Source organism: Henriciella mobilis (assembly GCF_003576315.1).
GTDB lineage: Bacteria > Pseudomonadota > Alphaproteobacteria > Caulobacterales > Hyphomonadaceae > Henriciella > Henriciella mobilis.
In genome coordinates, this window is the sequence record NZ_QWFZ01000017.1 from 130916 (window position 1) to 143867 (window position 12952).

A 12952-nucleotide genomic window follows, 5' to 3' on the forward strand; every position below is an offset into this window, starting at 1 on the left:
CCGCGTTGAGAGGGACTGTTTACCCGGAATGCCTAGCAGATAGGACGGGTGGCAGACAGGGGAAAGACGCCGCATGCACGAACTGACAACCGCCGCTCTGAGTTTTCCCGGCTTCAGCCCGGCGCTGATAGAGATCGATCTCGGCTTTCTCGGGCTCGGCAAGTTCCCGATCCGCTGGTATGCGCTGGCCTATATCGCCGGCCTCGTCATCGGCTGGCGCTATGCGCTGGCCCTCGTCCGGCGCCCGGCGCTTTGGGGCGGCAAGAGCCCGGCGACAAAAGACGATATCGACGACCTGCTGTTCTATGCGACGCTCGGCGTGATCCTTGGCGGACGGATCGGCTATATCCTGTTCTACCAGCTGCCTTTCCAGTTCGACGTTGTCCAGCGTGACCCGATGAGCCTGTTACGCATCTGGGAGGGCGGCATGTCCTTCCATGGTGGCCTGCTGGGTGTAACCATCGCGATCCTGATCATCGCCAAGCAGCGCGGCATCAAGCTGATGCCGATCGCCGACATTGCAGGTGTCGTGACGCCGATCGGCCTGTTCCTCGGGCGGTGCGCGAACTTCATCAATGCTGAACTCTATGGCCGGCCGACCGATGCGCCGATCGGCATGGTGTTTCCCGAAGGCCGCGCGGGCGGCACGCCGTCGGCCTATAACTGGCAGACCCATGAGTGGGTCTATACCGGCAATGAGGTCGCGCGCCATCCGAGCCAGCTCTACGAGGCCACGTTGGAGGGCCTCGTCCCGGCGATCATCATCTCGATCCTGGTCTGGCGCTTCGGACTTTTGAAACGGCCGGGCCTGGCGGCAGGCCTGTTCCTGCTGTTCTACGGCGTCGGGCGGTCGATCTCCGAACAGTTCCGTGAGCCCGACAGCTTTACCTGGGGCGTGATGCCGGACTGGCTGACCATGGGCCAGCTCCTGTCGCTGCCGATGTGGATTGGCGGGGCCTTCCTCGTCTGGAATGCGCTTCGCAAACCGCCGGTACAGGTCTCGGCTTGAGCCTCAAGGACGAGCTGAAAGCCCTTATCCAGGCGGGCGGGCCGCTGCCTGTCTCGGCTTATATGAATGCCTGCCTGCACGACCCGCGGCACGGCTATTACGCGACCCGGCCCGGTATCGGCCGGGATTTCATTACTGCCCCTGAAATCAGCCAGGTCTTCGGCGAATTGCTCGGCGTCTGGGCGCTGTATGAGTGGCAGGCCATGGGCAGCCCGGCCCCGGCGCGGCTTGTCGAAGTCGGCGGCGGGCGCGGCACGATGATGGCCGACATGATGCGCGCCATCCGCGCCGCGGGCGGCGGCGAAGCGTTCACGCTGGCGATGAATGAGGCGAGCCCCGTCCATGCTGCGCGGCAGACAAATGCGCTGGCGGCCTTCCACCCGGACTTTCTCGGCGGCTTCGACACGCTTGGCGATGCGCCCTTTATCCTCCTCGCGAATGAATGGCTGGACTGCCTGCCAGCCCGCCAGTTCCTTGCCAAAGGTGAGCGCTGGCACGAGCAGGTTGTCGGCCTCGACGAGGCGGGCGAGCTCACCTTTGGCCTTGCCGCGGACGCCGCCCCCGCCGACAGCGTGCCCGGCGCAGCGCATGTTCAGGTGGATATGCAGCCGGCACTGGACACCCTGGTCGATGTCCTGCGCGAAGCCTTCGCCAGCGCGCCCGGACGGGCGCTCTTCATCGACTACGGCACTGTGCAGGGCGCGCCAGGCGATACGCTGCGTGCCTTCAAGGATGGCCGGCAAGTCGATCCGCTCGCCATGCCGGGTGAGAGCGATCTGACTGTCGATGTCGATTTCGCGCGCCTGTCGCGGCTGGCCGGGGCGGCCGGCTTGCATGTCAGCGGACCGGTCGCGCAGGGGCCGTTCCTCCTGTCGCTGGGCGCTGAGGCGCGTATGCAGGCGCTGATCCGGGCCAATCCGGACAAGGCCGAGGCGATCCATGCAGGTGTCAGCCGGCTGGTCGACCCGGCGGAAATGGGCAGCCGGTTCAAGGTCATCTGTCTCAGCGCCCCTGATCTGCCAGCGCCCGTCGGTTTCTAGCGCGGCAGCCGGAGCCTTACCCGCAAGCCGCCCAGCGGGCCGTCTTCAAGCCGGATGTCGCCGCCATGCTGGCGGGCCGTGTCGCGAGCGATGGAAAGGCCGAGGCCGGTGCCGGGCACATTCTGGCTGCGGGACGCGTCGAGCCGGTGGAAGGGTTTGAAGGCTTCCTCGCGCTGTTCTGTCGGGATGCCCGGGCCGTCATCATCGACCACCAGTTCGGCCATGTGCGGGCCGTCGATGACGTCGACCTCCACATGCGTGCCGAAACCGAGCGCATTGGACAACAGGTTCGACACGGCCCGGCGGACCGAGCCCGGCCGCGCGATGATCTCGACAGAGTCCATCCGCCGAAGCGTGATCTCGCCCTCAAGCCCGCCGGCGACATCCCTGACGAGCGTGTCAAAGCGCAGCGTTTCGGGCTGTTCGCCCTCCTTGCCGCTGGCGAAGGCGAGATATTCCTCCAGCATGGCCGACATCTCGGTGAGGTCAGCCTTGGCGGCGCGGATGTCCTCGCTGTCCTCCATCATGGCGAGCTGCAGTTTCAGGCGCGTCAGCGGCGTGCGCAGGTCATGGCTGATCCCGGCGAGCATGGTGGTGCGTTCTTCGGCGAAAGTGGTCAGCCGGGTGCGCATATCCATGACGGCACGGGCCGCATCGCGGATTTCGGTCGCGCCAGCCGGGCGGAAGTTTTCCACGTCGCGCCCGCGCCCATAGGATTTTGCCGCCTCGGTGAGCTTCAGGATGGAGCGGACCTGATTGCGCAGGAAGCCGAGGGCGAGCGCAATGAGAATGCCGGTCGCGCCGATTACCCAGACGATGAAGATATGTCCGGTGGTCGAGAAGGTCCGGTCACGCTCGGCCATGATCCGGAGCACGTCGGGCCCGTCCTGGACCTGGATTTCCACCGTCGCACCATAACCGGAAATGTCGAACCAGTAGGGCTGCTCCAGCGAGACGTCGAGTTCACGGCTTAGAATGTCATCCAGGGCCGTGAAGAAGAGCTGTTTTTGCTCGGTCGGCAGCTGCGTATCCTCAAGGACGGTCACGTCCATCTGCATCGCCCTGCGGGCGTCTTCACGGATCGAGTCGAATTCATCGGGATATTGGTGGCGCAGCGCGATCATGAATTCGATCTCGCTGGATATGGTCTGGCTGAGCTTGCGCGAGGTGTGGCGCCAGTGGCTGTCATAGAAGATATAGGTCACGGCCGTCAGCAGCAGGATGACCGGCAGGACGACCATCAGAACCGACCTCGGATAGAGCCCGCGCGGCGTGATGTCTCTCAGGCGAAGAGGAAAGCGTTTGGACATCGATCCTGTCGTCAGTCGGGCATCAGCCGGTAGCCGATACCACGCACGGTCTGGATGTGCAGCGGCATTTTCGGGTCCGGCTCGATCTTGCGGCGCAGGCGCGTCACCTGGACATCGATGGAGCGTTCGGTGCTTCCGGGCGACCGTGAGGCCAGCTCCTCGCGGCTGACCGGTTCGCCGGCATGCGCGGCCAGCATGGTCAGCAACTGAAGCTCGGCTTCGGTGAGCTTGATCCGCCGGTCACCTTCCGTGAGCTCGCCGCGCTTGGCGTTGAACACCATGCCCGACATCTCGATCTCCTCCGGCGCCGGCTCGACATGGGTGCGCCGCAAGATGGCGCCGACGCGCAGGGACAGTTCCTCAGGCTCGAAAGGCTTGGCCAGGTAGTCATCGGCGCCAGCCTTCAGGCCCTCGATTCGGTCGGAGGTATCGCCGCGCGCGGTCAGCAGGAGGACCGGCGTTTTCAGTCCGTCGCTGCGGATCGAACGCAGCAGGTCGAGGCCGGTCTCACCCGGCATCATGATGTCGAAGACCGCGAGGTCGAAATCGAGCGTTGCGAGCAGCTTGCGAGCGCTGGCCGGCTGCGCCGCCGTCGTGACGCGGTAGTCCAGCTTTTCAAGATACTGCTTCAGCAGCGAGCGGATGCGGTCATCGTCATCGACGACCAGGATGTGCGGCGGCTCACTCATCGCGTCAGCGCCTCAAGCACCGATCGTGTGCCGGCGACGGCGCTCGCGCCCGCCTCGCGATAGGCCTCACGCATGGCCGAGCGCAGGTCCAGGATGAGGGGTCCGATGAGCTTGTTGCCTTCTTCCGACAGGGACAGGCGCCGCCGTCTGGCATCGCGCCCGCCCGTCTTCTTGTGGATCAGCTGGCGCTTGTCGAGCTCGCCGAGCAGGCGCGCAAGCGTCGGGGTCGTTGCACCGGTCGCGTCGCGCAATTCAGAGACTGTCAGTCCGGGCTGGAAGCGAATCGTCACCATCAGGCGGAGCGCCGGCATGTTGAGCCCGATACGCTCCTGATTGCGTCGAAGGGCCGCTGATATTATGCGTTCGCTTGCAAGCAAAAGCGCAATACCATTGTCGAGCTCCTCCTCCCTGAGGAAGAGCCGCGGATCTACCCGCCCCGTTTCGCCCGGCTTCTGGTTGACTTCGGATGCCACAATCTGAGAATGGAGCGGTTTTCCTGTAGAAGTTCAAGCAAGGACTAAAAAAATGACTTCCATCCCGTATCATGATCGCGACGGATACATCTGGATGGATGGTGAGTTTGTCCCGTGGCGCGAGGCGAACATTCACGTCCTGACACATGGGCTCCACTACGCGTCCAGCGTCTTCGAAGGCGAGCGCGCCTATGGCGGCAAGATCTTCGAATCGCGCCGGCACTCGCAGCGGCTCCACCGTTCCGGTGAAATCCTGGACTTCAAGGTGCCAGGAACGGTCGATGAGCTGGAAGACGTCAAGAAGGAAGCGCTGGCCAAATCCGGCCTGGAGAATGCCTATGTGCGCGCCTTTTCCTGGCGCGGCAGCGAGATGATGGGCGTCTCTGCGCAGAACAATACGATCCACCTGGCCGTCGCTGTCTGGGCCTGGGGCGACTATTTTGCCGACAAGATGAAAGGCATCGCGCTCACCCACGCAAAATGGCGCCGGCCCGATCCGAAAACCGCGCCATGCGAAGCCAAGGCCGCGGGTCTCTACATGATCTGCACCCTGTCCAAGCACGCCGCCGAGCGTGAAGGCTTTGCTGATGCGCTGATGCTCGACTGGCGCGGCCATGTGGCCGAGGCGACCGGCGCGAACATCTTCTTCCTGCGTGACGGCGCGCTGCACACGCCGACACCCGACTGCTTCCTGAACGGCATCACCCGCCAGACGGCGATCAAGCTGGCCGAGGCCCGCAACATCGAGATTGTCGAACGGACCATCCTGCCGGAAGAGCTGCCTACCTTCTCGGAATGCTTCATCACGGGCAGCGCCGCCGAGATCACGCCGGTCCGCTCCATCGGTGAAGTCGAGTACAAGCCGGGCGCGGTGACCGAGGCCCTGGTGACGGACTATTCCGACCTGGTAAACGGCCGGGTGAAACATCCTGTCGCCTGACCCGGCGCCTTTGGCGTGACGCAATAAAAAAGCCGCACCGGTCCAGACCGGTGCGGCTTTCTTCTTTTAAGAGCCGATGCCTATTTGTTGGGCTGCGGCGTGGTCCGCAGGTAAGGCTTGATTGTCTTGTAGCCCTTCGGGAAGAGCTTGTCGGCGTCTTCATTGGACACGCTCGGAACGATGATCACATCCTCGCCCTGCTGCCAGTTCACAGGCGTCGCGACCTTGTAGCCATCGGTCAGCTGCAGCGAGTCGAGAAGACGCAGGATTTCATCGAAGTTCCGGCCCGCACTCGGCGGGTAGATGATCGAGGCCCGGATCTTCTTGTTCGGGTCAATGACATAGACCGCCCGGACCGTGACCTTCGGGTCGGCGTTCGGGTGGATCATGTTGTAAAGCGTTGCGACTTTCTTGTCGGGATCGGCAATGATCGGGAAGTCGACGGTGCACCCTTGCGTTTCCTCGATGTCGCCAATCCATGCCTTGTGATCTTCGAGACTGTCGGCGGAAATCACGATGGCCTTCGCGCCGCGCGCGGCCAGCTTGTCCTTGAGCTTCGCCGTATAGCCCAGCTCGGTCGTGCAGACAGGCGTGAAGTCGGCGGGGTGCGAGAAGAAGATAACCCAGTCGTCGCCGATCCAGTCATGGAATTTTATCTTGCCTTCGGTGGTTTCGGCTTCAAAGTCAGGGGCGATGTCGCCAAGCAGCAGGCTCATGGAATTCTCCAGTAATTGCTTTATCTTGCCGCGGAAGATGGTCCGGAGGTGGCGGGGCAACAAGCTTTGCGTGCTGATTCCGGTGTTTAATTTTACTAAGCTTCGAAAGGCAGCCGCCCGCGTATGAAACGCCTTATCCTGATGCGCCACGCAAAAACCGAACCCTGGAATGAAGGCGTTGAAGACCGTGACCGCATCCTGACGCCCCGTGGACATGGGGATGCAGAAGCCATGGGTGTGGCGTTACAGCAGGAAGGCTGGATCCCAGACCTTGCGCTGGTGTCGAGCGCCCGGCGTACGCGCGAGACTTGGCAGCATCTGGCGCTGGCCTTTCCCCAGTGCCGCAAGATCCTCTCCGACGACCTCTACCTGGCGGGCATTCCGGCCATAGAAAAGCTGATTTCGAAACATGCGCCGGAGGCTTCGACACTGATCGTGATCGGCCACAATCCGGGGCTGCATGAGCTGTCAGGATCGATCCTTCGCCAGGCCGGCAGCGAAAACCACCGCGCGGCGATGAAGCTTGCGGCGAAACTGCCAACCTCGGCGGCCGCCTTCTTCGAACAGGAAGATGACGGGCCTTATGTGCCGGTCCTGTTCAAGCTGGTCGATTTCGTCAAACCGAAAAACCTCGCCTGAATCAAAAACCGCCCTGCCAGGCGGGGCAGGGCGGTTCGAAACGGGTACTGGCAGGAGCGGCGCAAGGAGTATTCCGTGCCAGGTCCCCGACTTTGACTAGCGTACCGCGCGGCGATTGAGCCTGCGGCGGCGCTGGACCAGCAGGCTGGGTTTCCAGGCTGCCGAGTTGTCGTTGGCCGCGAACTCGACCTTGGGGGAGATCGTCGGGACGGTCTGGGCCATGGACGACGCTTCAACGGGGTGGGCCGAAGCGGCGGAGCTCTGGGAGGCGAGCGGGTACATCTAGTATTCTCCTTCGTTGCAATGTTCCGGTCTTTATGCCGGTTGGTTTGGTTTCTTTCTTTGTGTCGGCGATTTGTTGTTTCGTTGCCGCCGATGAAGAAGAGTTAGGATAGGAATTATCGAAAATCAATAACTTTTTTCCGAAAAACGGTGAAATATAATAAAATCAAGGCACTATTTTTATTGTTTTTCGATAATCTCAGGTCTTTGGGGTAGAATCGCCCCGCTTTCGGCACCGATCGGAGCAGAATTTCACCTCATTCCAGACCTTTTCCCACTTCTTTCGCCATTCGAAGGGGCGCCCGCAGGCGGCGCATGTCTTTTCGGGTAACTGTCCCTTTCCCGCCCGCCCCACGCCTTTTGCCGGCCTGCCGTGTCTGCGCCGTGCCATCGCTTTTGCCCTCCTTGCGCAGCCGGCGGGGTGAATTGCCGCGCCGGGTGGCTTGCCATCTGCATGAGAATTCTAGTTCCATGCGCTGAACTAGGTCTGGGAATTCACATGACGACGGCAATTATCGGGGCGGGCATCGCCGGCTTGAGCGCGGCACGGGCATTGGCGGCAAGCGGTGAACCCGTCACCCTGTTCGACAAGGGGCGCGGACCGGGCGGGCGGATGTCGACCCGCAGGGCAGAGACACCGCTCGGCGAAGTACGCTGGGACCATGGGGCGCAGTTTTTCACCGCGCGGTCGAGCGGTTTCCAATCCGTGATCGTCGCCCTTCGCGATGCTGGCGCCCTGGCCGCCTGGCATCCCGGCCTGGCTGATATACGCCGGCGCGCGGCAGGCTGGACGGTCGGCGTGCGCCCATCCGATCCGAGCCGTGAAACCGTCTTTGTCGGAACGCCATCGATGAATGCGGTCATCAAGGCGCTCGCAGCTGACCAGCAGGTCCATTGGGGGCGTCGTGTCACCGGCATCACCATGACCGGTCGCCAGAAAGTGCTGATATTCGAAGATGGCTCGCAGGAAGGCCCCTATGACACAGTCGTCAGCGCCTTGCCGGCTGAACAGGCCGCAGCCTTGTTGCAGGAGGTTAGTCCGGAGCTTGCACTTGAAGCCGGACAGGCTGTGACGGCGCCATGCTGGACGGTTATGCTGGCCTATGATGCCGCGATCCCAGTATCGTGGGATGGTGCCAATGTGAGTGGAGGCGCGCTCTCCTGGATAGCCAGGAATTCCAGCAAGCCTGGCCGCGGCGACGTCGAGAGCTGGGTCCTGCACGCGTCGCCAGACTGGAGCCGCGAGCATGTCGATCTTCCGCCAGACGCGGTCATCGATATCCTGGCCGGTGAATTCCGGGAGATGACCGGAGCTGGGGCGCCCGTCTTCGCGGCAGCGCATCGCTGGCTTTACGCCAAAGTCGACCGGGCGGCGCGGTCTCCCTTTGGATGGGATGATGCAAAGCGGATCGCTACAATCGGGGACTGGCGCAGCGGACCGCGTGTCGAGGCGGCCTGGAACAGCGGCGAGGCCTTTGCCGCTTTCTTCGCAGACGTTTCGGAACAACTTGAAGTGTAAGAAAAAACGCGCTTAGGTTCCGCCATGGGTGAGGGCATGAGGGGCGAACCGGACCCCGCTATTGCAGGCGGGCGCGGCAAAAAGGGCGGGCATGAGGGTGAATGGAACAGTGTTCCCGGCCCATTGTCTGCGCTGGCGCAATCGAAGGCTCTTTCCCCGAAACTGAGCGCGCGCAGCGTGCCAAGCTTAATGCAGCTCGCGTCGTTCGTTCTGATGCTGGTCCTTGCGGGTTGGGCTTTCCATGAACGGCCAGACCTTGCCGGGTACACGCTCGGATTCCTGTTCTGGTTTGGATTCTTCCTGATCGTGCTCTGGCGGTTTTGTTTCGTCGTGGCCGGACTTTTCCACCGATTCCGCGAAAAGCCGGCCCGGCTACCGAGCGACGTCCCGGTTGTACAGCGGCCCGTCTACTCGGTGCTGATCGCCTTGCGGGATGAAGCGGCGATGATGCCCCAGCTCGCCGCCTGCCTGCGTGGTCTGGACTGGCCGGCTGACAAGCTCGAGGTGATCCTCCTGGTCGAGGCGGATGATGATGCGACGCGGGACGCGGCCCTAAAGGCGCCGTTTCCGCTCGGCACAATGGTTTTGACGGTTCCACCGGGCAAGCCGCTGACCAAGCCGAGGGCGCTGAACTATGGTCTGGCGCACGCGACCGGGACCTATGTCACCATCTATGATGCCGAGGACCGGCCGCATTCCGGCCAGCTCAAGGCTGCCTATGCCACCTTTCTCAGCGCGCCGGCTGACGTGCTTTGCCTGCAGGCGCCGCTGACCGCCACCAATGGCGCAGCCGGTTGGGTCGCGGCGCAATGGGCGCTCGAATATGCCGTTCACTTCAATCTCTACCTGCCGGCACTGGCTGGCTGGGGACACCCGATCATGCTGGGCGGGACAAGCAACCATTTCCGTCGCGCCGACCTGATTGCGTTTGGCGGCTGGGATGCGTGGAACGTGACCGAGGATGCCGATCTTGGCCTGAGGGCTGCGCGGCTCGGCGGGCGGACGATGACAATATCGCCGCCAACGCTTGAAACTGCGCCGGAAACGCTGCCGGTCTGGTTCAAGCAGCGCACGCGTTGGATCAAGGGCTATATCCAGACTTGGCTGGTCTGCATGCGGAACCCCTTCCGCCTGTTGCGGGAACTAGGACTGTCCGCCTGGATCAGCCTTCAGATGACGCTCGGTGCATCCATACTGAGCGCGCTGCTATACGGGCCGACAACCGTATTCATTCTTGTCGCGCTGGCCTTCCCGGGTGACCTCGTCGACCCCTACAGTTTTGCCCTGTTCGGTTTTGGCTGGGCCTGCAGCACGCTCGGCGATGTGCTGGCGCCCGGCCGCTGGCGGTTTTCACGTCTGCTCGCCACCTTGTCCCGCCCGCTCTACTGGCCGCTTCAGACACTTGCTGCATTTGCCGCGCTATACGGACTTGCGGTCAGGCCGTACTTCTGGGCAAAGACGCCTCACCAACCTGAATAGTGGAGCTGGAGCGCACGCTCGACGCATGGCCGCCCTTATCGTCACCATCCTCGTTTTCGTCGCCGCCGGCAGCGGCGTCTTTTTCGCCAGCCAGAAGATGGGCGGTGTGCGCAAGGATGGCCGTCCCAACCAGGTGCCCTGGGGCCTCGTGATGGTCGGCTGTGTCCTCGTGGGCTTCCTCGCCATGGTTCACGGCATAAACCTCGTCGGTCTCGAGACCGGGCCGGAGCACAGCCTGCTCGGCCGTGGGCGCTAGGCACTAATGTAGACGCCCCTACAGTTAGGGCGACTGCACATCTGGTCGCATGGTGACGTCGAGGAAATCGTGGCGCTTTCACACGTCGGGCGCTAATAATTCGACAGAAGCGAAAACAAGACTGTCCGGAGGAGAATTGACATGGCCTATGATAGCCCTGCTGAACTTGAAGCGTTCCGTGCGGAAGTGCGCGAATGGCTTGAGAAAAACTGTCCGCCATCCATGCGAACGCCGATGACCGAAGACGAGGTTGTCTGGGGCGGGCGCCGGGAAAAGTTCAAGAATCCGGACTCGAAAGTCTGGCTGGAGCGGATGGGTGAAAAAGGCTGGACCGCACCGACATGGCCCAAGGAATATGGCGGTGGCGGCCTGACGCGCGACCAGGCCAAGGTGCTTGAGCAGGAAATGGCGCGGATTCATGCGCGCCCGCCGCTCTTTTCCTTTGGCCTCTGGATGTTTGGCCCGGCCCTCATCGAATTCGGCAATGAAGAGCAGAAGAAACGTTTCCTGCCCGATATCGTGATGGGCAGGACGCGCTGGTGCCAGGGCTATTCCGAGCCGGGCGCCGGCTCCGACCTCGCCGGTCTGCAGACCAAGTGCGAGGACAAGGGCGACCATTACCTGATCAACGGCCAGAAGGTCTGGACCTCCTATGCCGATCAGGCCGACTGGATTTTCTGCCTGGTGCGCACTGACACGTCCAAGAAGCATGAAGGCATCAGCTTCATCCTGTTCGACATGGAAAGCGAAGGCGTCGAGACCCGTCCGATCAAACTGATCTCCGGCTCCTCGCCCTTCTGCGAGACCTTCTTCAACGATGTGAAAGTGCCCAAGGACCAGCTTGTCGGCGAGGTGAATGGCGGCTGGAAGATCGCCAAACGCCTGCTGCAGCATGAGCGCTCCTCAATTTCCGCGGGCGGCTTTGGCTCCACGCGCGGCTCGGGCATGCTGGGCCCGGAAGAGTATGCCAAGATCCATGTCGGCACCGACAAGGATGGCAAGGTGCTCGATGGCGACCTGCGCGGGCGCATCGCCGACCACATGATGTATGCCAAGGCGTTCAATCTGACGGTCAAGCGGTCCGGTGAGCAGGCCAAGGCCGGTCAGGAAGTCGGTCACACGGCCTCCATCATCAAATATGCCGCGGCGAAGATGAACCAGGACAAGTTCGAGCTGATGATCGAGGCGCTCGGCACCGAAGGCCTCGGCTGGGAAGGCGAGGGCTTCGACAAGGGCGCGAAGATGGCGACCCGTGGATGGCTGCGCTCGAAGGGCAACTCCATCGAGGGCGGCACGAGCGAGATCAATCTCAACGTCGTGGCCAAGCGGGTCCTTGGCCTGCGCGATCACCAGTAGGACGCCCAAAGCAAGGTTCCGGCGCGCGCCTACAGATGGCGCGCCCTCAAAGGAAAGAGGAAATACGAGATGACATTTGTCCTGACTGAAGACCAGGAGATGCTGCGCGACACTGCGATGAATTTCACGCGTGACGAGCTGCCGGTGAAACACCTGCGGACCCTGCGTGACAGCGGCAAGAATGGCGTCGACCCCGACGCGCGCAACCAGCTCGCCGAGCTTGGCTTTTTCGGTGTGCTGATCCCGGAAGAGTATGACGGCGTCGGCATGGGCATGGTCGCGCTTGGCCAGGTCATGGAAGCCCAGGGGCGCACCCTGGCTTCGACGCCGCTCCTGCAGACTGCCTGCATCGGCGCATCAGCCATCCTGCTGGGTGGCACCGAGGCGCAGAAAAAGGAATGGCTGCCGAAGATCGCCTCCGGTGAGATCACGACAGCGCTGGCCCTCGATGAGGGCACCCACCACAACCCGACGGGCGTTGCCACTGAAGCGGAACGCGACGGGCAGGGCTACACGCTGAACGGAGCGAAGAAATACGTCCAGGACGGCCATCACGCAGACGTGTTCATCGTGGTCGCCCGCACCTTTGGCGAAGCCGGCGATACGCACGGCCTGACGCTGTTCCTGGTGCCGCGCGACGCAAAAGGGCTGACGGTCCAGACGCTGAAGACGGTGGACAGCCATGGCGCCGCTCACCTGACGCTGGATGGCGTGCACGTCGATGACAGCCATGTCCTCGGCGCCCCGGACAAGGGCCACGACTTGCTGGAGCCGGTGCTGGATCGTGGACGGATTGCGTTGGCCGCAGAAATGCTCGGCTCGTCAATCGCTGCGTTTGAGATGACCCACGAGTACCTCCAGACGCGCAAGCAGTTCGGCCAGTTGATCGGGTCCTTCCAGGCCCTGCAGCATCGCGCGGCGAAGATGTTCACCGAGATCGAACTGACGACGTCCTGCGTGTCAGCAGCGCTTTCGGCAGTGGATGAGCAGCGCAATGACCTTGCCGAACTGGCCAGCCTCGCCAAGGCGCGGGCCGGTGAGACGGTCCATCTGGTGTCGAACGATACGGTGCAGCTGCATGGTGGTATCGGGATGACCGACGACCACGATGCCGGCTTCTATATGAAGCGGGCTCGGGTACAGGAAGCGCTGCTGGGGTCGGCGAGTTTTCACCGCGACCGGTTCGCGCGGCTGAACGATTTCTAGCATCGAAGCAATGGCATGAATTCAAACGGGCTGGAGCC

The 12952-nt window shown here is 62.7% G+C and carries 15 protein-coding genes; 9 read left to right on the forward strand and 6 right to left on the reverse strand.

Features of this window, described 5'->3' with window-relative positions:
* The first annotated feature begins 73 nt into the window (after positions 1-73).
* Both lgt and D1227_RS09805 read left to right on the forward strand, forming a co-directional pair.
* Positions 74-1009, forward strand: a complete 936-nt coding sequence (gene lgt / locus D1227_RS09800; RefSeq protein ID WP_119404588.1) for a prolipoprotein diacylglyceryl transferase — start codon at positions 74-76, stop codon at positions 1007-1009.
* Positions 1006-2049: a class I SAM-dependent methyltransferase gene (locus D1227_RS09805; protein ID WP_233350027.1), complete on the forward strand. Its 1044-nt coding sequence runs from the start codon at positions 1006-1008 to the stop codon at positions 2047-2049. Before lgt ends, D1227_RS09805 begins: the two co-directional genes overlap by 4 nt.
* On the opposite strand, the gene D1227_RS09810 is transcribed toward D1227_RS09805, so the two are convergent.
* The 3 genes from D1227_RS09810 to D1227_RS09820 are packed head-to-tail and all read right to left on the reverse strand — an operon-like array spanning position 2046 to position 4521.
* The gene (locus D1227_RS09810; RefSeq protein ID WP_119404589.1) at positions 2046-3359 is read right to left on the reverse strand and encodes an ATP-binding protein; all 1314 of its coding nucleotides are present in this window, start codon (positions 3357-3359) and stop codon (positions 2046-2048) included. The two genes, D1227_RS09805 and D1227_RS09810, sit on opposite strands and share 4 nt — an antisense overlap.
* An 11-nt stretch (positions 3360-3370) precedes the next feature.
* Positions 3371-4048 (reverse strand): response regulator, encoded by a 678-nt coding sequence (locus D1227_RS09815; protein ID WP_119404590.1) that lies wholly within the window; start codon positions 4046-4048, stop codon positions 3371-3373.
* Complete coding sequence (locus tag D1227_RS09820; RefSeq protein WP_119377576.1) at positions 4045-4521, reverse strand: MarR family winged helix-turn-helix transcriptional regulator; 477 nt, start codon at positions 4519-4521, stop codon at positions 4045-4047. The genes D1227_RS09815 and D1227_RS09820 overlap by 4 nt, the downstream gene beginning before the upstream one ends.
* Before the next feature lie 52 nt (positions 4522-4573).
* On the opposite strand from D1227_RS09820, the gene D1227_RS09825 reads away from it, so the two are divergent.
* Positions 4574-5461: a branched-chain amino acid aminotransferase gene (locus D1227_RS09825; protein ID WP_119377575.1), complete on the forward strand. Its 888-nt coding sequence runs from the start codon at positions 4574-4576 to the stop codon at positions 5459-5461.
* 80 nt (positions 5462-5541) lie between these two features.
* Here the strand turns inward: D1227_RS09825 and D1227_RS09830 are convergent, their stop codons facing one another.
* Positions 5542-6177, reverse strand: coding sequence for a peroxiredoxin (locus D1227_RS09830; RefSeq protein WP_119404591.1), 636 nt, complete (start codon positions 6175-6177; stop codon positions 5542-5544).
* A 123-nt stretch (positions 6178-6300) separates the two neighbouring features.
* On the opposite strand from D1227_RS09830, the gene D1227_RS09835 reads away from it, so the two are divergent.
* The gene (locus D1227_RS09835) at positions 6301-6816 is read left to right on the forward strand and encodes a SixA phosphatase family protein (RefSeq protein WP_119377573.1); all 516 of its coding nucleotides are present in this window, start codon (positions 6301-6303) and stop codon (positions 6814-6816) included.
* 96 nt (positions 6817-6912) lie between these two features.
* Here the strand turns inward: D1227_RS09835 and D1227_RS09840 are convergent, their stop codons facing one another.
* Both D1227_RS09840 and D1227_RS09845 read right to left on the reverse strand, forming a co-directional pair.
* A complete protein-coding gene (locus D1227_RS09840) occupies positions 6913-7098 on the reverse strand; it encodes a hypothetical protein (RefSeq protein ID WP_119377572.1) in 186 nt (61 codons plus the stop codon).
* A 199-nt stretch (positions 7099-7297) separates the two neighbouring features.
* On the reverse strand, positions 7298-7453 hold the full coding sequence (locus D1227_RS09845) for a DUF2256 domain-containing protein (protein WP_411710424.1): 156 nt from the start codon (positions 7451-7453) through the stop codon (positions 7298-7300).
* A gap of 144 nt (positions 7454-7597) precedes the next feature.
* Here D1227_RS09845 and D1227_RS09850 point away from each other — a divergent pair, with 144 nt between their 5' ends.
* From D1227_RS09850 to D1227_RS09870, 5 genes are all read left to right on the forward strand, one after another.
* Positions 7598-8617 (forward strand): NAD(P)/FAD-dependent oxidoreductase, encoded by a 1020-nt coding sequence (locus D1227_RS09850; RefSeq protein WP_158586620.1) that lies wholly within the window; start codon positions 7598-7600, stop codon positions 8615-8617.
* A gap of 36 nt (positions 8618-8653) precedes the next feature.
* Positions 8654-10096: a glycosyltransferase gene (locus tag D1227_RS09855; RefSeq protein WP_158586621.1), complete on the forward strand. Its 1443-nt coding sequence runs from the start codon at positions 8654-8656 to the stop codon at positions 10094-10096.
* A 25-nt stretch (positions 10097-10121) separates the two neighbouring features.
* Positions 10122-10352, forward strand: a complete 231-nt coding sequence (locus tag D1227_RS09860) for a hypothetical protein (RefSeq protein ID WP_119377568.1) — start codon at positions 10122-10124, stop codon at positions 10350-10352.
* Positions 10353-10493: 141 nt separating this feature from the next.
* On the forward strand, positions 10494-11708 hold the full coding sequence (locus D1227_RS09865; RefSeq protein ID WP_119377567.1) for an acyl-CoA dehydrogenase family protein: 1215 nt from the start codon (positions 10494-10496) through the stop codon (positions 11706-11708).
* 69 nt (positions 11709-11777) lie between these two features.
* A complete protein-coding gene (locus D1227_RS09870; protein ID WP_119377566.1) occupies positions 11778-12914 on the forward strand; it encodes an acyl-CoA dehydrogenase family protein in 1137 nt (378 codons plus the stop codon).
* Positions 12915-12952: the final 38 nt, after the last annotated feature.

What these genes read in the sequence shown, in the direction of transcription:
- D1227_RS09860 (WP_119377568.1), top strand. Translation starts at nt 10,122, where the DNA reads ATGGCCGCCCTTATCGTCACCATCCTCGTTTTCGTCGCCGCCGGCAGC.
- D1227_RS09815 (WP_119404590.1), bottom strand. Translation starts at nt 4,048, where the DNA reads ATGAGTGAGCCGCCGCACATCCTGGTCGTCGATGACGATGACCGCATC.
- D1227_RS09855 (WP_158586621.1), top strand. Translation starts at nt 8,654, where the DNA reads ATGAGGGGCGAACCGGACCCCGCTATTGCAGGCGGGCGCGGCAAAAAG.
- lgt (WP_119404588.1), top strand. Translation starts at nt 74, where the DNA reads ATGCACGAACTGACAACCGCCGCTCTGAGTTTTCCCGGCTTCAGCCCG.
- D1227_RS09840 (WP_119377572.1), bottom strand. Translation starts at nt 7,098, where the DNA reads ATGTACCCGCTCGCCTCCCAGAGCTCCGCCGCTTCGGCCCACCCCGTT.
- D1227_RS09830 (WP_119404591.1), bottom strand. Translation starts at nt 6,177, where the DNA reads ATGAGCCTGCTGCTTGGCGACATCGCCCCTGACTTTGAAGCCGAAACC.
- D1227_RS09835 (WP_119377573.1), top strand. Translation starts at nt 6,301, where the DNA reads ATGAAACGCCTTATCCTGATGCGCCACGCAAAAACCGAACCCTGGAAT.
- D1227_RS09825 (WP_119377575.1), top strand. Translation starts at nt 4,574, where the DNA reads ATGACTTCCATCCCGTATCATGATCGCGACGGATACATCTGGATGGAT.
- D1227_RS09810 (WP_119404589.1), bottom strand. Translation starts at nt 3,359, where the DNA reads ATGTCCAAACGCTTTCCTCTTCGCCTGAGAGACATCACGCCGCGCGGG.
- D1227_RS09850 (WP_158586620.1), top strand. Translation starts at nt 7,598, where the DNA reads ATGACGACGGCAATTATCGGGGCGGGCATCGCCGGCTTGAGCGCGGCA.
- D1227_RS09870 (WP_119377566.1), top strand. Translation starts at nt 11,778, where the DNA reads ATGACATTTGTCCTGACTGAAGACCAGGAGATGCTGCGCGACACTGCG.
- D1227_RS09865 (WP_119377567.1), top strand. Translation starts at nt 10,494, where the DNA reads ATGGCCTATGATAGCCCTGCTGAACTTGAAGCGTTCCGTGCGGAAGTG.